Origin of the sequence: Xanthobacter autotrophicus (genome assembly GCF_030015065.1) — a bacterium.
GTDB lineage: Bacteria > Pseudomonadota > Alphaproteobacteria > Rhizobiales > Xanthobacteraceae > Xanthobacter > Xanthobacter autotrophicus_D.
In genome coordinates this window covers 25,863-47,005 of sequence record NZ_JAIVFN010000022.1, presented here as the reverse complement: position 1 = coordinate 47,005, position 21,143 = coordinate 25,863, and the positions used below count along the sequence as shown (strand labels likewise).

Sequence of the window (21,143 nt, the reverse complement as noted above, 5' to 3'; positions counted from 1 at the left end):
GGGATGGGGAGGGGGCAGGACCGCGCCATCAGCCCTTTGAGCGGGTTTGGAGCCCGCTTGAAGATGCAGCCGGATGGGCGCTTGCAGCCTCCTTCGGCGCTTCACCCCCGTCATGCGGGGGGCCGGAAGTCGGCTGTTGCCGATTTCCGCCCTTGCGAACGGGACCCGAAAGCTTGCGGGTTCCGGCCATTCACGTGGTCGGCCAGGCGCGACGCTCCGCAACGCAGCACAAGGCCGGGCATGACGGTCCGGTCGTGGTTGCGGTCGTATCCAATGTCCCAAAGAGGGTCCTCAGTCGCGCATGGACAAGGGGAGCTGCACCCGGCCCGCCGGCGCCACTCCTCCGACGAGGCTGCCGTCCAGGGCCGGCTCCAGCGCCGGGGCGAGGCGCGGCTTGCGCGCCGGGACCGGGCGGTAGAGCTGCTTCGTCGCCTCCACCACCAGCACCCCGGAGAACGGCAGGGCCAGCCGGGCGCCCACGCGCTCCCACGCCACCGCCGTGCGCAGGAACCAGCGGCTCGGCGGCGCGTACAGCGCCTCGTTCCAGCCCACCGGAGTGAACAGGGCCTGCCGCAGCAGCGTCACCACCTGCCCGCGCGAGAACGGCCGGCCGTTGCCGAACGGCGTGGTGTCGATGCGCGCCCACACCCCGCGCCGGTTGGGCACCACGGCAAGCAGACGGCCGCCCGGCGCCAGCACCCGCCACACCTCGTTCAGCATCTCGGCGGCGTTGGGGGTCATCTCCAGCGCATGCACCACCACCACCCGGTCCATGCTCGATGTGGGGAAGGGCAGCAGCGTCTCGTCGGCGAGGGTGGCGAGGGTGGGGGCGGCGGAGGGCCAGCGCACCACGCCCTGTGCCGCCGGCATCACCGCGATGCAGCGCTCGGCCTCCTCGCGGAACACGCCCAGATAGGGCGTCGCATAGCCGAGGCCCAGCACCCTCAGGCCGGTCACGTCGTCGAAGCGCGAGCGGATGGCCCGGCCCAGCAGGCGCCGCGTCATGATGCCGAGGGGCTGGGCGTAGAAATTGCGCAGGTCGACGACGTCGAGAAACATGGATCCTCTTCTTCCGGCCGCAGCGGGAGGTCGCGTCGCGGCGCGCGTGCCGCTCTTTCGCTCGGCGGCTTAATAGAGGATCATGCCGCGCGCGTCCGCAACCCATTCGGGCGTCCTGCCGATTCGTGTTCCGCCCGCGCTCCGGAGACCCGCGACCGTGCCAGCCGAGATCCGCCTCGTTCCCTGCCTCGAAGACAATTACGCCGTGCTCATCCACGACCCGGTCACCGAGGCGACCGCCGTGGTGGACGTGCCGGAGGCGACCCCGGTCATCGCGGCGCTGGAGGCGGAAGGCTGGAACCTCACCCACATCCTCGTCACCCACCACCATGCCGACCACACACAGGGCATCCCGGCCGTGAAGGCGCGGTTCGGCGCCACCGTGGTGGGTCCGAAATCCGAGGCCGACAGGATTCCCGGCCTCGATGTCGAGGTGGTGGACGGCGACCCCGTCGCGGTGGGCTCGCTGGTGGGGCGGGTGCTGGAGACGCCCGGACACACCGCCGGCCCCGCCACCTACCTGTTCGAGGGCGAGAAGCTGCTGTTCGCCGGCGACACCCTGTTCACGCTGGGCTGCGGCCGGCCGCTGGAATGCGAGCCGCCGGTGCTGTGGGGTTCGCTCCAGCGCCTGCGCGCGCTGCCGGAGGACCTTCATCTCTACAGCGGCCACGAATACACCCTTGCCAATGCCCGCTTCGCCGCCACGGTGGATCCGGAAAACCCCACCCTCGTGCGCCTCTACGGCGAGGCGCAGAGGAAGCGGGATGCCGGCACCCCCACCATTCCCTCGCGCCTCGGGGACGAGCTGGCCGCCAATCCGTTCCTGCGCGCGGACGATCCCGCCATGGCGGAGCGCCTCGGCATGGCGGGCGCGGAGCCGGCCGCCGTCTTCACCGAGCTGCGCGCCCGCAAGAACGCCTTCAAGGGCTGAACGGTGGCCGACGCAAGCCCCGGCCTGTCGGCGCAGGAGGTGGTCGCCCTCCTCGATCTCAGGCCGCACCCGGAGGGCGGATATTTCCGCGAGACCTTCCGCGATCTGCCTGCGGACGGCGGGCGTGGCGCGTCCACGGCCATCTATTTCCTGCTGGCGGCAGGCCAGCGCTCCCACTGGCACCGGGTGGATGCAGCCGAAATCTGGCACTGGCATGCCGGCGCGCCGCTGACGCTCGCCATCGCCGATGCGGAGGGAAGGCGCGCGGTGATGCTGGGTCCGGACCTCGCGGCCGGCGAGCGGCCGCAGGCGGTGGTGCCGGCATTCGCGTGGCAGGCGGCGGAAAGCCGGGGCGCCTGGACGCTGGTGGGCTGCACCGTGGCGCCGGCCTTCCGGTTCGAGGGGTTCGAGCTGGCGCCGCCCGGCTGGGAGCCGGAGTGAAGCAGCAGGCGCGTGCTCTTTCTTGAATTTGGAGGGCGATTTCCCGATCAGCTTGCCTCGCAATCTGATCGGATCGCCCTCTAGTGGTTCGACCGCGACAGATGGAACCCATCTGTCGCGAGCAGGTCGAACCACAACTCTTTGATCTGGTGGGTCAACTTTTCGAAACGGATGGGTACCATCCGTTTCGGTTGATCCACTAGCCGATGCTGCGTGCGGCGGACAGGGCGACGGCGTCGCCTTCCACCACGTCCGAGGTCTGCTCCGCGCCCATGAGGACGAGGAGCTTGGCGCGGGCGCGGTTCACCCGGCTCTTGATGGTGCCGAGGGCGCAGCCGCACACCTCTGCGGCCTCCTCGTAGGACAGGCCCGCAGCGCCCACCAGCACCAGCGCCTCGCGCTGGTCGTCGGGCAATCGGGTGAGGGCCTCCTTGAGCGAGGTGAGGGTCGCCGACCATTCCTGGCTCGGGCCCACATTGGTGTCCTGCTGGGCCAGCGCGCTCATGCCGTCATTCTCGCGGCGGCGCTTGCGGATCTCGGTGTAGTAGGTGTTGCGCAGGATGGTGAACAGCCACGCGCGCAGGTTCGTGCCGGGATCGAACTTGTCGATGTTGGAGAGCGCCTTGAGCAGGGTTTCCTGCACCAGGTCGTCCGCCTCCGTGCGGTTCCGGGTCAGCGATCGCGCGAAGGCGCGCAGTGCCGGAAGGAATTCGAGCACCTGCGTGCGCAGGGCGGCGGCATCCATCTCTCGACGACCCCTTTCCTGGTGATTCCCTTCGCGATCCGCGAGCAAGTCCATTCGGCGGCCTATCTGTCGGGCGAAACGGTTGGGCGGCTCGACGCGCACATGGTGACGCTCGGGCCATCCGCTCGGGCAGGCGTTCGGCGCTCCATCTCATATGGTGCGCGCTCGCCTCCGGTGCACGGGCGAGGGAGCCGCGTGGAAGAAACCGTCCGTCACATGGCTGCGACCTCCCCGAATGCCGCACGGCCCGCGAATATGTCCCTGCCGACGGACCCCACGCCGAACCGGACCTTTGCCGGACGGGACGAGGGTCAACGTCCGTCCGGGCTCTCCGGTTCCATCCCCGGCGCCGGTATCCGGAGGCGGCGATCAGGAGTTGCCGCCGGTGGAGGGGGTTCCGCCCGACTGGCTGCTCTTCTGGCCGCCCTTCTGGCCGGCCTGCGAGGCCAGCGCGCGGTCCCGCGAGAAGCTGCGATGCTCGTCGGCGACGCTCTGGCCACCCTTGCGTCCGGCTTCCGCCGCCAGCGCGCGATTCTGGAAGAAGCTGCGCTTTTCGGCGGGAACGCTTTCGCCACCCTTGCGGGCGATGGCCTTCTGCTTCTCCGCGTCCATGGCGGCGAACCCGCGCTGCGACGTGCCCTTGGTTCGAGCCTTGTCCATGTGCTCTGCTCCTGCCAATTGGGACCGTATCGCCATGGCGATACCCCTGGAGCCGGACCCGACCGGATGGCCTTTGGCCTGATCGGTCGCCCGCCTCCCAATCCAACGAAAACGTTGGCCGGTCCGGCTGCGGCGCAGGCCGACCGGCACGTGCTGTAGAACAACGAGCGAGGGCGGCTCCGGTTCCGATTCATGCGGCCGAGAATGCGCCGGCCCGTGGCTCCCGCGACCAGCGCCGCGCGGGCTGGTCATGGGTTTGGCGCGGCAGAACCGTTCAGGGAAAAAGCTCAGGACGCGGTCCGGGCGGCCTTCGGCCCGAACGCGGGGCGGCAGGGAAAGTCCCCGGCCACCACCAGCGCACCCCCCGCCTCGGCGTGGCGGCTGAGGCTGCCCCCGAGCTGGGAGGCGAAGCCGGCGGCGAGGTCGGTGGCGGTGCCCTTCTCGTCCCAGCGGCCGGCGGTGCTGCGCAGGGCGAGGTGAAGGCGCTCGCCGCTCCGGCTTCCGCTCAGCACCATGGGCGAGGGCATGGGAGCGGTGCCGTGGGGCAAGGCAAGGTTGAGCGCCACCTCCACCACCATGAGGGCGAGGGGCACCGCCATGTCCGTGGGCAGGGGCACGTCCTCGGCCTCCACGGCGATGCGCACATTGGTGTCGGTGCTGCCCTCGATCAGCGAGGCCAGCTCGCCGAGCAGCTCGCGCAGGTGCACCTGCGAGCCGTCATTGGCCTCGTAGAGGATGCGGTGCACGAGGGCGAGGGTGTTGACCCTGAGGCGCAGCTGGTCGAACCGGCGTCGGTCCTCGCTCTTGCCGATGCCGGATCCGTAGAGGCTGAGCAGGCTGACCACCACCTGCAGGCTGTTCTTGATGCGGTGGTGGATCTCGCGCACCAGCGCGGTTTTTTCGGCGAGATTTTCGCGCAGGCGCGCGTCGCGGTGGCGCACGGCGAAGGCCATGTTCTCCACCGCGTGGCCGAGCACGCGGAATTCCGAGGGCGCGGCATCGAGGCGGGTCGGCCGGAAGCCGTAATGGCCCTGCGCATAGACCGCCGTCACCCGGCGCAGATAGAGCAGCCAGCGCAGGATGACGCGGTCCACCGCCACCCACAGGGCGATGAGCGACAGGATGATGATGAGGGCCGGCAGCAGGATGCTCGCCGCCACCGTCACGAAGGTCCAGCCGAACAGGCGGTCCGAGGGCAGGGCGAAGGCCACGGTGAGCCCGTCGCGCCCGAGCGGGGCCGTGGCGAAGGTCCAGCTCTTGCCCGACGGGTCGGTGCTTTCATAAAGCGTGCTGCGCGGCTCCTGGCCGGTGGCCCGGAACGTGGCGCGGTCGAACAGGGCGGCGCTCATGGACCTTGCGTTGGACACCAGCTCCTGTCCGGTGTCCGAGAACAGGGCGACGATGCCCCCGGAGGGCGGGGTCTGCTGCTTCAGCAGGTTGTCGAGCCAGTTGACCTCGATCCCGAGGGCCACCGCGCCCTCGAGCCGCCCCGCGGCGTCGCGCAAGGGCAGCACGCCGACGAGCACGTCCACATTGGCGCCCGGACTGCGGACCGGGCCCACCAGGCTGAAGCGCGGCCGCGCCACGGCGGCCTGCCACCAGGCCTCCTCGCCCACCGAGCGGCCGGGGAAGGGCAGGGCGGCGCAGGTCACCACGCCCTGCGGGGTGAGCACGCCGATATTGGCGGCGAAGGGCAGGCTCAGGGTCGCGCCCCGCAGCGTGGCGGCGCAACTGGGCCCCGCCGAGCGCACGTCCTCCACGTTCTTGAGCGCGTAAAGCACGTTCTCGGCGGAGGCGAAGATGTTCTGCTGGGAGGCGGCGGCGCTTACGGCATGCTGGAGCAGGCGCTGGCGGGCGTCCTCCTCCGCATTGTTCAGCTGCATCACGCCCTGGGCGATGTTCAGCGCCGCGATGGGCGCCAGAGCGAGGAGTACGACGAGGACGAGACGCCGCCGCACGCTGTCGAAGAGCGTGCGGGGCTGGCCGGCTGCCGACGCAAAAATGGCATTGCGCTCCCTGTGGCGTGCCCGTGCGGCCTCCGCCTTGCCCAAATCCATGATCGCTCCGCAAGGACCTCAAAGACCATCCGACTGTCGGCGACCCGTGTCCACGCCTCACTTCCGCGGTCCCGGCGCTGCCGGAAACTCGCCGCTTAAGCTCGTCTGCGCTTGCAGTATAATGCGGCGCGCCGGGAGAGGTTCCCCCTCGGTTCGGGAACTTCGCACCCAGCCCAAGCGTTACTGGGTTTTGACAGCCCTTTCCGCATCGGCCGGCCGTCCCAGGGCGGCCCCGGCTGGACAGGGTCCAACACGTCAGCTTCCAAGGGATTTCGCATGGCATCGAACTCGCTCGTCAAGCAGCTTCCGTTCCTGCGCCGCTACACGCGGGCGCTCGTGGGCTCTCAGGCGGCCGGCGATCTCCTCGTCCAGAATACGCTCCAGGCCATCCTTGACGGCAAGGTGGTGGTGGATGCCGCGGTCTCGCCCCGGGTGGCGCTCTACAAGGCGTTCCACGAGGTCTGGAACCGCCAGCCGCAAGGCGGGGCGGTGGCCTTGCGCGCCGACCAGCGCCTGCAGGCCATGGACCTGTCGTCCCGGGTGGCGCTGCTGCTCACCGCCATGGAAGGCTTCTCCTTCGCCGAGACCGCCAACATCCTCGGCACCGGCCTCGACGAGGTGGAGGCCCAGGTGGTGGCGGCGCAGCGCGAGATCGACCGCCAGCTCGCCACCCGCGTCCTCATCATCGAGGACGAATGGGTGATCGCCCTCGACCTGAAGACCCTGGTGGCGGAGCTCGGCCACGAGGTGATCGGCGTCGCCCCCACCCACTCCAAGGCGGTGGAGCTGGCGCGGGCGGGCAATTTCGGCCTGGTGCTGGCCGACATCCAGCTCGCCGACGGCTCGTCGGGCATCGAGGCGGTGACGGAGATCCTGGAGAGCTTCAACGTGCCGGTGATCTTCATCACCGCCTTCCCGGATCGCCTGCTCACCGGCGAGCGGCCGGAGCCGACCTATCTCATCACCAAGCCGTTCCTGACCGAGACGGTGAAGGCCACCATCGCCCAGGCGCTGTTCTTCCACGAGGCACGGGCCGAGCCGGAGAACCTCAAGGCAAGGACCGCCTGAAGCGCGGTCCGAAGGGGAACCATCCGGCCGGCCATTCCTTATTTCCGGCAGGAGCACTATGGCAGCAGTCCTGTGGCAGCAGCGCGGGCGGCCCATAGGGCCACCTGCCGGCCGGAAGGCGCATCCGTCACACCCGTTCATCCGTGGAGACACCACATGGTCCAGAAGCCCGAGATCGTGAGCACCACCGCCGAGCCGAGCCTGAGTGACGTCCGCGCGGACCTCGACCAGCTCAGGGCGGATTTCGCCCAGCTGATCGAGACCCTCGGCAAGACCGCCAGCAGCGGCGTCAAGGGTGCCAAGGGCGAGGCGGAAAGCGCCGCGGAGGATGTGTCCGACTGGGCCGAGGGTCAGTACATGACCCTGCGCGAGAGCATCCGCGAGCAGCCCATCACCGCCTGCGCTATCGCCGCCGGCGTCGGCGTCATCCTCGGCCAGATCCTGCTGCGGCGCTGAGCGCGCCGCCGCCGGGCCGCGAGCGGGAGCGCATGCCGGAGGGAGGGGGTGGGCGCCGCCCGCTCCCTCATTCGCTTTCGATGTCGAAGCCCAGGTTGCGCAGGGCGCCGCGCAGGGTGGCGCCGTCATAGGGCTTGCCGATGAGCGCGATCCGCCCGATGCCGCCGAACTCGCCTTCCAGATCCTGGGTGCCGTAGCCGGTAGCGATGATGACCGGCAGCGCAGGGGCGATGACGGCGAGCCGGCGCACCACCTCGTCGCCGCGCATGTCCGGCAGGCCCACATCCACCACCGCCAGAACCAGGGCGTCGCGCGACGGGTCGGCCACGCCCGCCTCGGCATAAGCGAGGGCGGCGTGGCCGTGGGAGGCCACCGTGACCTCGAAGCCGTGATCCTCCAGGATCTGCCGCGCCACCAGCGCGACGAAGGGCTCGTCCTCTACCAGCAGGACGGTGCCACGGATTCCCGGCGCTTCCAGAACGTCCTTCACCTTCGCGACGAGCTCCGCCTGGCTGAACGGCTTCTTCAGGAGACGCGCCCCATGGTCGAGCCGTCCGGGATGGACGACGGCATTTCTGGCATAGGCGGCCGTAAATAGCACCCTTACCGAGGTGAGCCGGTGCCGCACCGCCGTGGCCAGGTCGCGGCCGTCCATCCGGCCGGCCTCGCCGGCGTCGAGGTCGAGGTCGGTGACGAGCAGGTCCGGCGCCGCGCCGCCGTCGAGCGCCGCGAGGGCCGCGGCGGCGTCCCCGGCTTCCGTCACCGCATGTCCGGCGGCGCGCAGGGTGGCGGCGTCGCGGGCCCTGAGGTCGGCGTCGCCCTCCACCAGGAGCACGCGGGCGGTTCCCCGGCGGCGCGGGCGCTCGGGGCGCCCGGCGGCGGGCTCAGGGGCGGCCGCGTCGGGGTGGCGCGGCAGATAGAGCTTCACCGTCGAGCCCGCGCCGGGCGCGCTGTGGATCACCACATGGCCGCCGGACTGCTTCACGAAGCCGTAGACCTGGCTGAGGCCGAGCCCGGTGCCCTCGCGCGGGCCCTTGGTGGTGAAGAAGGGCTCGAACGCCCGCGCCCGCACCTCCTCCGCCATGCCGGTGCCGGTATCGCTGACGAAGACGGCCACGTACTGGCCCGGCACCAGGTCCTCGTGGGCGGCGCAATAGGCCTCGTCCAGATAGGCGTTGGCGGTCTCGATGGTCAGCGTGCCGCCCGAGGGCATGGCGTCGCGGCCGTTGACCCCGAGGTTGAGGATGGCGTTCTCCAGCTGGTTGTGGTCGATCTCGGCGCGCCAGAGGCCGCCGGCGAGCACGGTCTCCACCGTCACCCGCTCGCCCAGCGCGCTGCGCAGCATCTCCGACATGCCGGTGATGAGGGTGTTGATGTCGGTGGGGCGCGGATTCAGCGGCTGGCGGCGGGAGAAGGCGAGCAATTGCTGGGTCAGGGTCGCGGCCCGGAGCGCGCCCTGCCGGCCATAGTCGAGGAAGCGGCGGATGTCGGCCGCGTCCTTGTTCCCGGGGTCCTTGGCGACGCGCCGCTCCGCGGCTTCCAGATTGCCGACGATGACGGTGAGCAGGTTGTTGAAATCGTGGGCGATGCCGCCGGTGAGCTGGCCCACCGCCTCCATCTTCTGGGCCTGCCGCAGCTGCGCCTCGGCCGTCAGGCGGTCCTCCATCTCCTGCTTGAGCAGGGCGTTGGCGCGGGCCAGCTCCGCGGTGCGCGCGCTGGCGATGCGCTCCAGGTCCTCGTTGGTGCGGGCGAGGGCCTGGCGGGCGGCGACGATCTCGGAAATGTCGGTGCAGCTGCCGTACCAGCGGTCGATGCGCCCGTCCTCGTCGCGCACCGGGACGGCGCGGCACAGGAACCAGCGATAGCTGCCGTCGCCGGCCCGGAACCGGCACTCGCGGCTGTAGGGATCACCCGAGGCGAGGGAGCACTTCCAGGCATCGAGGGCGGCCGCCTGGTCATCCGGATGCAGGAAGGTGTGCCACTCCACCACCTCGCCCGCCGGGGCGGTGACGCCGGTATATTCGCCCCAGCGGCGGTTGTAATAGTCGCCCGTGCCGTCGGGCCGGGCGGTCCAGACCATCTTGGGCAGGGCCTCGGCGAGCAGGCGATAGCGCTGCTCGCTCTCGCCCAGCGCCTTTTCCGCCTTCTTGCGCCCGGTGATCTCGGTGACGATCATGCCCACGAGGCCGATGGCCTCGCCTTTCACGGGTTCTTGGCCAATGGCCTCGCCTTTCGTGAGTTCTTGGCCGATGGCCTCGCCTTTCGTGGCGGCCGGGCCGCCCTTCGTGCGCACCGGGAAGAAGCTTACCAGGAAGTGCCGCCACACGCCCGGCTCGGCCGGGGTGGCGCCTTCCACCTCCACGTCGGCGAGGACGGCGCCGGTGGCGCGCACCTGCTCCAGCCCCGGCGTGATCGCGCCTGACAGGTGCGGCAGCATGTCCATGAGCGAGCGGCCCACATGCTCGCCGGCGGGAATGCCCACCATGCGCGCCAGCGTCTCGTTGACCCGCATGAAGCGCAGCCGCCGGTCGAAGAAGGCGAAGCCCACGGGGGCGTGCTGCAGCAGCGCCTCCAGGGTCGCGACGACGGTGTTCTGCTCGGCCACGGCGGCGCGGAGCGCGCCATGGGTGGCATTCAGGCGCCGGACGCTGACCCGCATGAGCGTGCCGATCAGCCACAGGCCGAAGCCGTTCACTGTGAAGGAGAACAGGCCCGCCACGGCGCCGAAGCTGCCGTCGAGGTCGCTCCAGGCCCTGGCGGGCAGCAGCGCGGCGTTGGCGGCGACGAGGAGCGCGACGGCGGCAAAGCCGACCCGCGCGCCGCTGATCAGAGTCACCACGACGATGGCCGGAAGCTGGAACAGGAAGGGCGCCAGTTCCCGCATGGAGAGGCTGAGGCCGAATCGCAGGGCGAATGCGGCGGCAAGCACGACGCATGCGAAGCCGAGCCGCGACTTGAGCGAACGCGGCTCCGAGATGATCTTCAGAAAAAGGCCGGCCAGGCCCCGGCTGGACAGGTCCATCCATGCTCCTGCGGCGGTGGGCGGCAACAATGCCCTTGAAGGGGCGGAAGGTTCAACCTTCAAGCCGCCGCACGGTTTCCATGACAAGGCCCCTGCTCTGACGTTTCCTGTGGAACGGCCTGCGGCGGCCTTCAGGCGGCGCCTGGTGGTTCGACCGCGACAGATGGAACCCATCTGTCGCGAGCAGGTCGAACCACAACTCTTTGATCTGGTGGGTCAACTTTTCGAAACGGATGGGTACCATCCGTTTCGGTGAATCGCCCTCTAAACGCAAGAAGGAGCACGCTGCGCCGGGTAAATGAAAACGGGAGCCGCGCGGCTCCCGTTCCCCCGTCCGGATGCTCCGCCTCCGGCATGCCGTCCCGCGGAGCCCCGATTGCGCCCGCTCGTCAGCGGGCGGTAGCGGGGGGCGTGGTGGCCGGCTTGGCCACGCTGCCGGTGGTGGCCGGGGCGGATTCGTACTTCGCGAACTCCGGCGCGGCCTTCAGCTCGTCCTTGGTCTTGCGCAGCACCAGCCGGTTCTTGCCGTCGGCATTGCGGGTGACCTCCACCGCCTGGAACGGCACCGCCACATCCTTCTCGCCGACGCCGAGGAAGCCGCCGACGCCGATCACCGCGGCCGAGACCATGCCGTTGCGGTCGAGGAGGAGGTCGTTGATCTCGCCGAGAGTCTCGTCGGCCGCGCCGTGCACGGACATGCCGATGAGGCTGGAAGCGAGATGCTGGTCGGCGCGCTGCTGCTGGATGAAGGCCTGGCCGGACTGGCCCATGGTCGCGCCCGGCGCCATCGGAGTGGTGGCGGCCGGAGGAGTGGGGCTCGCCGGCGTGGTCGCGGTCTGCGCCAGGGCGGTGGTGGAAAGAAGAATGGTCGCGATGGCAGCGTAGATCGGGGTATTCTTCATGTTGTCCTCCTCATGGATTGTTGGGATGCGCGAGTGGTCCAGATTGCCGTCACCAAGGCGAAAGCTTCACCGGTCGGGCATGAAGCTCCCGTGCGTCTGGTCCGGAAGCTGGACGATCACTCGTGCCAATCTTGCAGACAGCGGAAGACTTTCATCTTCCGTCTGCTGCTTCATAAACTCTGTCCACCGGGGTGGGTTCCAATCTTGATTTTGTGCACGGCCCCCGCGAAAGGGGGCCAGCAAGCGCCGGCGTGGCGCGCCGCGGCCGGGCAAGGTCCTTGCGCCGTGCATGGAGCCGCCGGCCCGGACGGGCCGTCGCCGGGTCGCCCTCCCCGCCCGGTCCGGGCACGAGCGCCGCGGGACCCTTGCGCGCGGAAAGGCGGCATGGCACAGGCGGATCAGCCCCGACCAAGGATTGAAGGCGCATGTTCCGCACCCTCTCCGACTTCATCACCGACATCACCGGCGGCGCCCGCGAGGCGGCGGCATTCGACGAGACCGACTATCGCCTCGCCGCGGCGGCCCTGCTGGTGCATGTGATGTCCATCGACGGCGCGGTGACCGCCGAGGAGCAGGCCGTGCTGCAGGCCATCCTCGCCAGCCGCTTCGGGCTGGACGGGAAGGAGAGCGAGGCTCTGGTCGAGCTTGCCATTGCCAAGGATGCCGAGGCGGTGGATCTTTATGCCTTCACCAGCGTGCTCAATCGTGCGCTGGACGACGAGGGCCGCCGCCGCATCGTGGAGATGATGTTCGAGGTCGCCTATGCCGATGGTGGCCTCAGCGAGTTCGAGGACAACCTCGTGTGGCGCGCGGCTGAGCTTCTGAACGTCGGCTCGCGCGATCGCATCCGCATCCGCCGCGAGGTCCGGGAGGAAACGGAAACAGGCGGTGAGCAACCGGAATAGCTCTGGCAGAGGCGTTACGGTGGCGGGTCTGGAGCCGACCGGCGACACGGCCGCGGACATCGCCACGGCAACAGGTGCCTCGCCTGCGGCCGGCACCGTGCTGGTGGTGCTGCATCAGGCCCGCTCTACCCCCGGTCGCATCGGCGAGCGCCTCGAGCGGCGCGGCTATGCCCTCGATGTGCGCCGCCCGGCCCTGGGCGACGCCTTGCCCGACCGGCTCGACGGCCATGACGGAGTGGTGGTGTTCGGCGGCCCCATGAGCGCCAACGATCCGGCTCCCTTCATCACGCAGGAGATCCGCCTCCTCGAGCGGGCGCTGGCCTGCGCCACCCCCAGCCTCGGCGTCTGCCTTGGCGCCCAGCTCATGGCCCGCGCGCTCGGCGCCCGCGTCGCCCCCCACGAGGAGGGCGCCTGCGAGATCGGCTACTATCCGCTGGAAGCCACCGCGGCCGGCGCTGCCCTGATGCCGTGGCCGAGCCATGTCTATCACTGGCACTCCGAGGGCTTCGACCTGCCGGCCGGGGCGGAGCTGCTCGCCACCGGCGCGGCCTTCCCCAACCAGGCCTTCCGCTATGGCGGTTCCGCCTACGGCCTCCAGTTCCATCCGGAGGTCACGCGGGAGATGATGTGCGCCTGGACCGAGCGCGGCGCCCACCGGCTCACCAGTCCGGGGGCCCAGCCCCGGGAGGCGCATCTGGAGGGGTGGGGGCGGTACGATGGCGCGGTGTGCCGCTGGCTCGACGCGTTCCTCGATGCCTTTCTGGGTCCCTGCCCCGGGCCAGTTGAACCGAAGTCGGCCTGAACCCTGCCGATGGTGACGAACTTCCCGATATGGCGGCCGGGCCCCGCACGATTGTCATCCACATGGGGTATGGTGGCGTAGCGATCCTTGTTACCGCCGGTCCGGCGGCGCCGACCTGGAGATCCACCATGGATGCCCGCACGCCCGCCGCCCCCATTCGCGGCATCGGCTATTCGATCCGCGCCAGTGCGCCGGAGTTCGAGGACCTGCCCGAAAAGCTCGACGAGGCGGAGGCGCTAGGCGTTGATTTCGTTGAGCTTCCGGCATTCGCCTGGAACCTCGTGGTAAACGGGCGGGTGCTCGAGGACCGGCTCGACCGGCTGGTCGGGATGACCCGGGAGCGGCCCTTCGGCTATACGGTCCATGGCCCGCTCGCCATCAATCTGATGTCCCCGGTGGCGCGCCTGCCCCGCCATGCCGCCCTGCTCGATGCCATGATCGCCATCTCCGGCGCCCTGGGCGCGGTCAATCTCGTCCTCCACACCGGCTGCGTGCGCGGCGAGGACGACGTGGACGTGGCCTATTCCCGCCAGCGCGACGCCCTCGCCCGGGCCGGCGACAAGGCTGCGGAGGTGGGCGTAACTCTCTGCGTTGAAAACATATTCCGCTTCGAGCCCATGCGGGAGACCGCGCTGCCCTCGCGCCTTGCCGGGGAGCTGGACGCCCTCGATCATCCCCATGTGCGCGCCACCCTGGACGTGAGCCACGCCTTCCTGCGGGCCACCGAGGCACGGGTGGATTTCATGAACGAAATCAGTGCTCTGGCTCCCTTTGCCCGGCACGTCCATGTGCATGACAGCTTCGGCCGTCCACTGGAGAGCTGGACCATGGACGAGGCCGAGCGCCTCGCTTTGGGCGAGGGCGACCTGCATTTGCCGGTGGGCTGGGGCGGCATCAAATGGGACGACGTGGCCGCCCGCTGCCGCTTCGCTCCCGGCACCGTGGTGAACCTGGAGCTTCACCGCCGCTACTGGAGCGAGCTTCCCGCCCAGATCCCGGTCGTCCGCGCCCTCGCCGAGCGCTTTGCCGCCACCGCGGGCGCCACCGCGTCCGCCTGAGGCGGCCTTCCCCCGCGGGTGGGGAGAAAACACGGCAAAACAATGTGCTAGAGCATTTCGCGTTTCATCGGGCCGCGGGAATGCTCTAGCTTGGCGCTGGGGAGGATCGCCCATGCACAGAGCCGAAGAGCCACTCGCTGCCGCGTCCAGAACGGAAAAGCCCACGCTTGCGCCTCCCATCCCGGTACCGGCCCCCGCCGCCGGCGGCCGCCTGATCTCGCCCAGCCTCGCCGCGCTTCTCGCCCGCTACAGCGTCTTCATCGCGCTGGTGGCGCTGGCCGCGCTCAGCCTCGTCCTGTCCTTCACGGACCACGCGCGCTGGCTCATCGGGTTCTGCGTCCTGTTCCCGCTGGTGCTGGTGGGCGTGTTCGACATCATCCAGTCCGAGCATTCGCTGCTGCGCAACTATCCGGTGGTGGGCTCCGTGCGCTGGATGTTCGAGGCGCTGCGGCCCTATCTGCGCCAGTACCTCATGGAGGACGACCTTTCCGAACGCCCGTTCAACCGCGACGAGCGCTCCATCGTCTATGCCCGGTCGAAGAACGAGGAGGACCGGCAGCCCTTCGGCACCGAGCTCAACACCTATTCCGCCGAATATGAGTGGATGACCCACTCGCTCGCCCCGGCAGCGGTGGTGCACGAGCCGTTCCGGGTTACGGTGGGCGGGCCGGCCTGCACGAAGCCTTATTCCGCCTCGGTTCTCAACATCTCGGCCATGAGCTTCGGCTCGCTGGGGCGCAATGCCATCGAGGCGCTCAATCTCGGGGCGCGCAACGGCGGCTTCTATCACGACACCGGGGAGGGCGGCTTCTCGCCCTATCACCGCACCCATGGCGGCGACGTCGTGTGGGAGCTGGGCTCGGGCTATTTCGGCGCCCGCAACCGCGACGGCACCTTCTCGCCCGAGCGCTTCGCCGAGCGCGCCGCCGACGACCAGGTGAAGATGGTGGAGATCAAGCTCTCCCAGGGCGCCAAGCCCGGCCACGGCGGCGTGCTGCCCGCCGCCAAGGTGACGCCGGAGATCGCCGAGACCCGTGGCATTCCCATGGGCGAGGACTGCATCTCCCCCGCGCGCCACTCCGCCTTCTCGACCCCGGCGCAGATGATGGAGTTCGTCGCCCGGCTGCGCGAGCTGTCCGGCGGCAAGCCGGTGGGGCTGAAGCTGTGCGTCGGCCATCCGAGCGAGGTGTTCGCCCTCGCCAAGGCCATGCTGAAGACCGGCATCCGCCCGGACTTCATCGTCGTGGACGGCGCGGAAGGCGGCACCGGGGCGGCGCCGCCGGAGCTGGCCGACCATCTCGGCATGCCGCTGCGCGAGGGGCTCATCCTGATGCGCAATGCTTTGGTGGGCACGGGGCTGCGCCGGGAGGTGAAGCTCGCCGCGTCGGGGAAGGTCACCTCCGGCTTCTCCATGGCGGCGAACATGGCCATCGGCGCCGACTGGTGCAACGCCGGGCGCGCCTTCATGTTCTCGCTGGGCTGCGTCATGTCCATGCGGTGCCACACCGGCACCTGCCCGACCGGCGTCACCACCAACGACCCCCATCTCCAGCGCGGCCTGGTGGTGCCGGAAAAGGCGGAGCGGGTGGAGAGCTTCCACCGCCGCACCGTGCACGCCCTCGCCGAGCTGGTGGCGGCGGCGGGCCTCTTCCATCCCGGCGAGCTGCTGCCGCACCATGTGTGGCACCGGGTGAGCCCCATCGAGGTGAAGCCGCTGGACCGGCTCTATCCCTTCGTGGCCGCCGGCGCGCTGCTGGAGGCGCCGGACGAGACGCCTTATGGGCCCGACTGGCAGGCGGCGGACGCCGACAGCTTCGCCCCCCGCGCCGCCGTGGGTCCCCGCCGGGCCGCGTGAAACGTTTCGGGCCAAGGGAATGCCGGCCCATGCCCGCGCATGGAAAGCTCCCCCCTGAAGGCACGGCGACATGTCTTGCGGTGCCGCCCGGGCCTTCCCATATCCGTTGCGTCGGGGTGCCGTAAGGGCCCCGGCGGGCGCGGCCGGATAGGTGCGCGCCCGGCAATGCAAAGTCGCTTGACGAGGGCTTTGACCGATGTCGCGGATGTCTTCGCTGTCGTCCCCCTTCCTCTTGGGGTTCGACGAGGTCGAGCGGGCGCTCGACCGGGTCGCCAAGAGCGCGGAGGGATATCCTCCCTACAATGTGGAGAGGATCGAAGCCGCCGGCGAGCCGCTGCGCCTCAGGATTACCCTGGCGGTGGCGGGCTTCACGGCGGACCAGCTTGAAGTCGTTCTCGAGGAGAAGGAGCTGACCATCCGGGGCCGTCAGGTCGAGGATGGGCAGGACCGCGTCTTCCTGCACAGGGGGATCGCGGCCCGGCAATTCCAGCGCACCTTCGTTCTCGCCGAAGGCATGAATGTGCTCGGGGCGGAATTGAAGAACGGTCTGCTTTCGGTGGATCTGGTTCGCCCGGAACCTGCTCGCCACGCCAAGCGCATCGACATCGTCTCCCGCCGTTGAGGGGAGCTGTGCCGCATTGCCCGGAGTGAGGAGTATTGAGATGACCCACGACACCGAACACCAGATCGCCGCCGAGGCGATCACCCCCGAAGCCCTCGCGATTCTGGGCGGCGGCGAGATTGCCTATGTGCGCACCATCCGCTCAGAGGATGTGCAGGCGCTGTTTCCGCAGGCGCCGCAGATCGCGCCGGGGATGACGCTGTTCACCCTGCACGCGGCGGATGGCACGCCCATCATGCTCACCGACAGCCGCGAGGCCGCCCTAGCCAATGCGGTTCAGCACCAGCTGGTGCCCGTCAGCGTCCACTGAAGTATCCGGCTTCCTGCGTTTTTTCGAGCGAGGTGGTATCCGCCTCGCTCGAAACGCGGGTTGAGGCCCTGAATGGCCCTCAGGCCGCGTTGGATGCAGATGACGCCGTGAGCAGCGTGTGAATGGTGCCGGCATCGCGGTTGGCCCGCAGCTTTTCCACCACGTCCGGATCGCGCAGCATGCGGGCGACGCGGGCGAGCGCTTTCAGATGGTCCGCGCCGGCCGCTTCCGGCGCCAGCAGCAGGAAGACGAGGTCCACGGGGGCTCCGTCCAGCGATTCGAAGTCGATGGGCTTTTCCAGCCGCGCGAACAGGCCGAACAGCTTCGTCAGCCCCGGCAGCTTGCCGTGGGGGATGGCGATGCCGTTGCCGACGCCGGTGGAGCCGAGGCGCTCGCGCTGGAGCAGGGTCTCGAAGATCTCCCGCTGGTCGCGGCCCATCAGGAGGGACGCGTGGTGCGACAATTCCTGGAGCGCCTGTTTCTTGCTGCTCGCCCGCAGCATGGGAAAAATGGCTTCCGGGGCGAGAAGGTCGGCGAGAGGCATGGATCGGATCCCTGCGGCGAGCGGCCGAGGCTCGAAATAAGCGGCGGACGCGAGAGCCGGATGCCGGGCGGGGAGCAAGGCCTTGCTTCCCCACCCGGCCAGATCCGTCTCTGTTCAACACGCGGAGGGTCGTCCCCTCCCGGAGGTCGTCGTTGCGGCCTCCATTAATGGGATCGCGCTCCAGGCTCAAGCCACGGCCCGCGTGCGGGCCGAAAGGCTCAGTGGAGATCTTCGGCGGCGGGGTCGATCCAGCCCACATGACCGTCCGGGCGGCGATAGACCACGCTCACCCGCCCGTGCCCGGCATGGCGGAACACCACCACCGGCGCGCCGGTAATGTCGAGTTCCACCACCGCGTCGGCGACGGACAGCGAGCGCAGGCGCGTCACCTGTTCGGCCACGACAGTGGGGCTCCAGCCTGCGAGCTCCTCTTCCGTCTCCCCCTCGGGGGCGGCGCTGAGGACGTAGCTCTGGGCCGCGAAGTCGTTCGCGCCGTTGCCATGGCCGTGACGATCCTTGAGTCGCTGCTTGTAGCGCCTCAGGCGCTTCTCGATCTTCTCCACCGCCGAATCGGCGCAGGAATTGGCATCCTGGGCGCTGCCATGCGCTTGCAGGTTCACGCCTGAATCAAGATGGAGCAGGCATTCGGAGCGGTAGCCCGATCCGTCCCTGGAGACGGTGACATGTCCCGACCATCCGCCGTCGAAATATTTGGCAAGGACTTCGGAGACCCGCTCGGTGAGACGCTGGCGAAGGGCTTCGCCGACGTCGATATTCTTTCCGGACACGCGTAGGGCCATGCGATTTGATCCCCTATGGACGGGCCGAGATCTCGACCCATCCCTGCATTACAAACCGGCCGGCAGTACAAGTGGTAGGAGTGCTTCGCCGGCATGTCAACGGAAGACGCAAGCGAAGCACAGGCCGAAGCCGCCCGAGGAAGGCCACCGGGCTCGCGCTTCGGCTCTCACGCCCGTGGGCGCGAGAGATGGGGCAGCATGCGCGAGAGCACCCCGTCGCGCCGGATGATGCCGTGCCAGAGGCCACCGCCGATGTGCAGGACCAGCAGCATGATCATCAGGTAGCAGAGCCGCTGGTGCGTCACGCCGAACAGGTCGGCGAGGGCGTCGTCCTTGCCCACGAGCATGGGCAGGGTGAACAGGCCATAGACGCGCACCGCCGAGCCGAAGGCGTTGGAAGCAAGCCAGCCCAGCACCGGCATCACCAGCAGCAGCGTGTAGAGGGCGTAATGTATCACCTCGGCCCCGAGCCAGAGCGCGAACGGCAGGTTGGCGGGGCGGGGCGGGGGCGGATTGAGGATGCGCACCACCACCCGCAGCACCGCGAGGCACAGGATGGTGAAGCCGATCGACCGGTGAATGTCGAAGAACCGGTCCTGCGCCGGCCCGGACGGCAGGTTCATCATGGTGAAGCCGGCCGGGATCACGGACAGGACCAGCACGGCCATGATCCAGTGGAGCCACCTAGCCGGCCGCACGTAGGCGGCGGGCACGATGGACGCGGACGCCTCCGGGCCGACCGTCGTCGGGTTGGGCGCGGTCGGGTTGGGCGCGGTCGGGTTGGGTGTCATGGGGTTGGGTGTCATGGGCTCTGGCGTCATGGGCTTGGGCCTCCCTCCCGGCGTGTTGCGGACGGTCGAGGTCGCCAGCGTGGCCCGCGGCTCGGGCGAAGTCGCACGCGAACAGCACGTCGCCGTCCGGAAATACATGCGCCCGCGCGGCCGGCCGCAGGGCGTCTGCCAAAGTGTCGCATGCCTTGCGCGTCAGGCCGATGCGGCCGGCGCCAAGGATGACCGGAGACACGAAAACGTGAAGCGCATCAAGGCATCCGGACTCCATGAAGGCCGAGAGCGTGCGCGCGCCGCCTTCCACCAGGATGCGGGTCAGGCCATGGGCCGCCAGGGCTTCGAGAATCGCCGCAGGATCGAAGGTGCCGGCATCCGCGAAGGCGATCACCTCCACCCCCGCGGCGACCGGGGCGGTGATCCCGGCGCGGCGCAGGACGATGCGGCGGGCGCCGTCGGCCATGAAGCAGCGGGCGGCGGGATCGGCGCGGCCGGACGGGTCGATGACCACCCGCGCCGGGCTTCGCCCCGCGACGCGGCGGACGGTGAGCAGCGGATCGTCGGCACACACCGTGCCCACCCCCACCACCACCGCGTCCACGCCGGCGCGCAAGGCGTGCAGGTGGTCGAGGGCGTGCGGGCCGTTGATATATTTGGACTCTCCCGATGGCGTCGCGATCCGCCCGTCCAGCGACTGGCCGAGCTGGGCGACCACGAAGGGGCCTTCGCCCTTGTGGATCGGACGGGCCGTCGCCACTTCAGGCGATACCGTCGCGTGGTGCGGCGGCCGCCGCGGGGTCCTGTCATCCATCGGTCCTCGCCCGCCGTAGAGATGGAGCATGTGAGCAGGAACGCTATACGCCCGCGTTTGTTACGCCCCTGCTGCATCCATGGATCTTTTTAGGCGCATGGCGGCGCCGCCTCTGTCCGCAAGGGGGGCTTCATGACTTCGGTGGTTGACGGCCTCGGCCTTGGTCGGGGTGCCGGGGAACTGGCGGTGGAGCGGGCGCTTTGCGAAGTGCGCGCCGGGCGTGCCGTGCGCATCGCCGCGGAGGGCGCGACCGCGCTGGTCATCGGCGCCGAGGCCTTCGATGCCGGCGCGGCCACCGCCCTCGCTGCGGCGGGCGCATCCGACGCCCGTCTCGTTCTGCCGGCGCCGCGCCTTCTGAAGATGGGTGCCCCCCGCGCGCAGTCCGGTACCGTGGCCCTGCCGTCGCTCGACGCGGAGCGCGTCGCCGCCCTTGCGCTGCGTCCCGATGCGCGGGTGGATGCGCCGGTGGCGCCGGCCGGCTCCGCCGATCTCGCCGCCCTTGAGCTTCTCGGCCTTGCCCTGGTCCTGCCCGCCGCCGTGGTGTCCGCGGTGCCGGCCGAAGCGGGGCCCGGCCTCCTCGTCGTGGACGCGGCGGACGTGATGGCCTATCGCGCCGCCCAGGTGGCGCGGCTCGCCATCGTCGGCCGCGCGCCGGTGCCGCTGGAAGGCGCGCCGGAGACGGAGTTCGTGGTCTTTCGCGGCGGCGAGGGTCTGCGCGACCAGGTGGCCATCGTGGTGGGCCGTCCGGACCTTGCCGCGCCGGTGGCGGTGCGGCTGCACTCGGCCTGCCTCACCGGCGACCTGTTCGGCTCGCTGAAGTGCGATTGCGGCGACCAGCTGCGCGACACGGTTCACCGCATGGCGGAGGGCGAGGGCGGCATCCTGCTCTATCTGGACCAGGAGGGGCGCGGCAACGGCATCTCCAACAAGATGCGGGCCTATGCCCTGCAGGCCCAGGGCTACGACACCTACGACGCCGACGCCGCGCTGGGCTTCGACCTCGACCAGCGGCGCTTCGACTTCGCCGCCGAGATGCTGCGCCAGCTGGGGGTGAAGGCGGTGCGCGTCTTCACCAACAATCCGCAGAAGATCGCGGCGCTGAAGGCGGCGGGGCTCGACGTGGTCTCCGACCAGCGGGTGCTGGGCCGCCCCACCGCCGAGAATGTGCGCTACCTTGCCTCCAAGCGCGACCGCGCCGGCCACTATATCGATTTCGACGCCTTGGCCGCCCGCGCTCCGGACTGACGTTCCGGCACGTGAAAAAAGCCGCCAGCTGGTTGTCGGGGGTATTCAAAACGATTTAAAACCGC

At 69.7% G+C, this 21,143-nt stretch carries 21 protein-coding genes; 11 read left to right on the top strand and 10 right to left on the bottom strand.

Going from position 1 to position 21,143, the window contains the following annotated elements; genetic code table 11:
- Window positions 1–291: 291 nt before the first annotated feature.
- Complete coding sequence (locus tag K9U40_RS07095) at window positions 292–1,059, bottom strand: class I SAM-dependent methyltransferase (RefSeq protein ID WP_282889507.1); 768 nt, start codon at window positions 1,057–1,059, stop codon at window positions 292–294.
- 157 nt (window positions 1,060–1,216) lie between these two features.
- Here K9U40_RS07095 and gloB point away from each other — a divergent pair, with 157 nt between their 5' ends.
- Entirely contained in the window at window positions 1,217–1,990 is a 774-nt protein-coding gene (gene gloB, locus K9U40_RS07090) for a hydroxyacylglutathione hydrolase (protein WP_282889506.1), read from the top strand.
- 3 nt (window positions 1,991–1,993) lie between these two features.
- Window positions 1,994–2,431 (top strand): cupin domain-containing protein, encoded by a 438-nt coding sequence (locus tag K9U40_RS07085; protein ID WP_282889505.1) that lies wholly within the window; start codon window positions 1,994–1,996, stop codon window positions 2,429–2,431.
- Between the two features lie 199 nt (window positions 2,432–2,630).
- On the opposite strand, the gene K9U40_RS07080 is transcribed toward K9U40_RS07085, so the two are convergent.
- The 3 genes from K9U40_RS07080 to K9U40_RS07070 form a co-directional block, all read right to left on the bottom strand.
- Window positions 2,631–3,176: a sigma-70 family RNA polymerase sigma factor gene (locus K9U40_RS07080; protein WP_282889504.1), complete on the bottom strand. Its 546-nt coding sequence runs from the start codon at window positions 3,174–3,176 to the stop codon at window positions 2,631–2,633.
- 369 nt (window positions 3,177–3,545) lie between these two features.
- Window positions 3,546–3,836 carry a general stress protein gene (locus K9U40_RS07075; protein WP_282889503.1) on the bottom strand — a complete coding sequence of 97 codons (291 nt, stop codon included), beginning with the start codon at window positions 3,834–3,836 and terminating at the stop codon, window positions 3,546–3,548.
- A 287-nt stretch (window positions 3,837–4,123) separates the two neighbouring features.
- A complete protein-coding gene (locus K9U40_RS07070; protein ID WP_282889502.1) occupies window positions 4,124–5,893 on the bottom strand; it encodes a sensor histidine kinase in 1,770 nt (589 codons plus the stop codon).
- Between the two features lie 276 nt (window positions 5,894–6,169).
- Here K9U40_RS07070 and K9U40_RS07065 point away from each other — a divergent pair, with 276 nt between their 5' ends.
- The gene (locus K9U40_RS07065; protein WP_282889501.1) at window positions 6,170–6,961 is read left to right on the top strand and encodes a response regulator; all 792 of its coding nucleotides are present in this window, start codon (window positions 6,170–6,172) and stop codon (window positions 6,959–6,961) included.
- 156 nt (window positions 6,962–7,117) lie between these two features.
- The gene (locus K9U40_RS07060; RefSeq protein ID WP_282889500.1) at window positions 7,118–7,417 is read left to right on the top strand and encodes a DUF883 family protein; all 300 of its coding nucleotides are present in this window, start codon (window positions 7,118–7,120) and stop codon (window positions 7,415–7,417) included.
- 67 nt (window positions 7,418–7,484) lie between these two features.
- Here K9U40_RS07060 and K9U40_RS07055 read toward each other — a convergent pair whose 3' ends face one another.
- Both K9U40_RS07055 and K9U40_RS07050 read right to left on the bottom strand, forming a co-directional pair.
- On the bottom strand, window positions 7,485–10,439 hold the full coding sequence (locus K9U40_RS07055; RefSeq protein WP_282889499.1) for a PAS domain-containing protein: 2,955 nt from the start codon (window positions 10,437–10,439) through the stop codon (window positions 7,485–7,487).
- A 389-nt stretch (window positions 10,440–10,828) separates the two neighbouring features.
- Window positions 10,829–11,341: a PRC-barrel domain-containing protein gene (locus tag K9U40_RS07050; RefSeq protein ID WP_282889498.1), complete on the bottom strand. Its 513-nt coding sequence runs from the start codon at window positions 11,339–11,341 to the stop codon at window positions 10,829–10,831.
- A gap of 425 nt (window positions 11,342–11,766) precedes the next feature.
- Here K9U40_RS07050 and K9U40_RS07045 point away from each other — a divergent pair, with 425 nt between their 5' ends.
- The 6 genes from K9U40_RS07045 to K9U40_RS07020 all read left to right on the top strand — a co-directional run bounded on the left by K9U40_RS07045 (window position 11,767) and on the right by K9U40_RS07020 (window position 16,893).
- Window positions 11,767–12,246, top strand: a complete 480-nt coding sequence (locus K9U40_RS07045; protein ID WP_282889497.1) for a TerB family tellurite resistance protein — start codon at window positions 11,767–11,769, stop codon at window positions 12,244–12,246.
- Between the two features lie 28 nt (window positions 12,247–12,274).
- Window positions 12,275–13,048, top strand: a complete 774-nt coding sequence (locus tag K9U40_RS07040; protein WP_414115028.1) for a glutamine amidotransferase — start codon at window positions 12,275–12,277, stop codon at window positions 13,046–13,048.
- Window positions 13,049–13,176: 128 nt separating this feature from the next.
- Window positions 13,177–14,106 carry a sugar phosphate isomerase/epimerase family protein gene (locus K9U40_RS07035; RefSeq protein WP_282889496.1) on the top strand — a complete coding sequence of 310 codons (930 nt, stop codon included), beginning with the start codon at window positions 13,177–13,179 and terminating at the stop codon, window positions 14,104–14,106.
- Between the two features lie 112 nt (window positions 14,107–14,218).
- Window positions 14,219–15,961, top strand: coding sequence for an FMN-binding glutamate synthase family protein (locus K9U40_RS07030; protein ID WP_282889495.1), 1,743 nt, complete (start codon window positions 14,219–14,221; stop codon window positions 15,959–15,961).
- A gap of 196 nt (window positions 15,962–16,157) precedes the next feature.
- A complete protein-coding gene (locus K9U40_RS07025; RefSeq protein WP_282889494.1) occupies window positions 16,158–16,583 on the top strand; it encodes an Hsp20 family protein in 426 nt (141 codons plus the stop codon).
- A 40-nt stretch (window positions 16,584–16,623) separates the two neighbouring features.
- Window positions 16,624–16,893: a DUF1150 domain-containing protein gene (locus tag K9U40_RS07020; protein ID WP_282889493.1), complete on the top strand. Its 270-nt coding sequence runs from the start codon at window positions 16,624–16,626 to the stop codon at window positions 16,891–16,893.
- Window positions 16,894–16,972: 79 nt separating this feature from the next.
- On the opposite strand, the gene ptsN is transcribed toward K9U40_RS07020, so the two are convergent.
- The 4 genes from ptsN to K9U40_RS07000 form a co-directional block, all read right to left on the bottom strand.
- Window positions 16,973–17,437 (bottom strand): PTS IIA-like nitrogen regulatory protein PtsN, encoded by a 465-nt coding sequence (ptsN, locus tag K9U40_RS07015; RefSeq protein ID WP_282889492.1) that lies wholly within the window; start codon window positions 17,435–17,437, stop codon window positions 16,973–16,975.
- Between the two features lie 218 nt (window positions 17,438–17,655).
- On the bottom strand, window positions 17,656–18,237 hold the full coding sequence (hpf, locus tag K9U40_RS07010) for a ribosome hibernation-promoting factor, HPF/YfiA family (protein WP_282889491.1): 582 nt from the start codon (window positions 18,235–18,237) through the stop codon (window positions 17,656–17,658).
- Window positions 18,238–18,404: 167 nt separating this feature from the next.
- A complete protein-coding gene (locus tag K9U40_RS07005) occupies window positions 18,405–18,899 on the bottom strand; it encodes a cytochrome b (protein WP_432715910.1) in 495 nt (164 codons plus the stop codon).
- 22 nt (window positions 18,900–18,921) lie between these two features.
- Window positions 18,922–19,833 (bottom strand): RibD family protein, encoded by a 912-nt coding sequence (locus tag K9U40_RS07000; RefSeq protein WP_282889489.1) that lies wholly within the window; start codon window positions 19,831–19,833, stop codon window positions 18,922–18,924.
- 132 nt (window positions 19,834–19,965) lie between these two features.
- Here K9U40_RS07000 and ribA point away from each other — a divergent pair, with 132 nt between their 5' ends.
- Window positions 19,966–21,078: a GTP cyclohydrolase II RibA gene (gene ribA / locus K9U40_RS06995; protein ID WP_282889488.1), complete on the top strand. Its 1,113-nt coding sequence runs from the start codon at window positions 19,966–19,968 to the stop codon at window positions 21,076–21,078.
- Window positions 21,079–21,143: the final 65 nt, after the last annotated feature.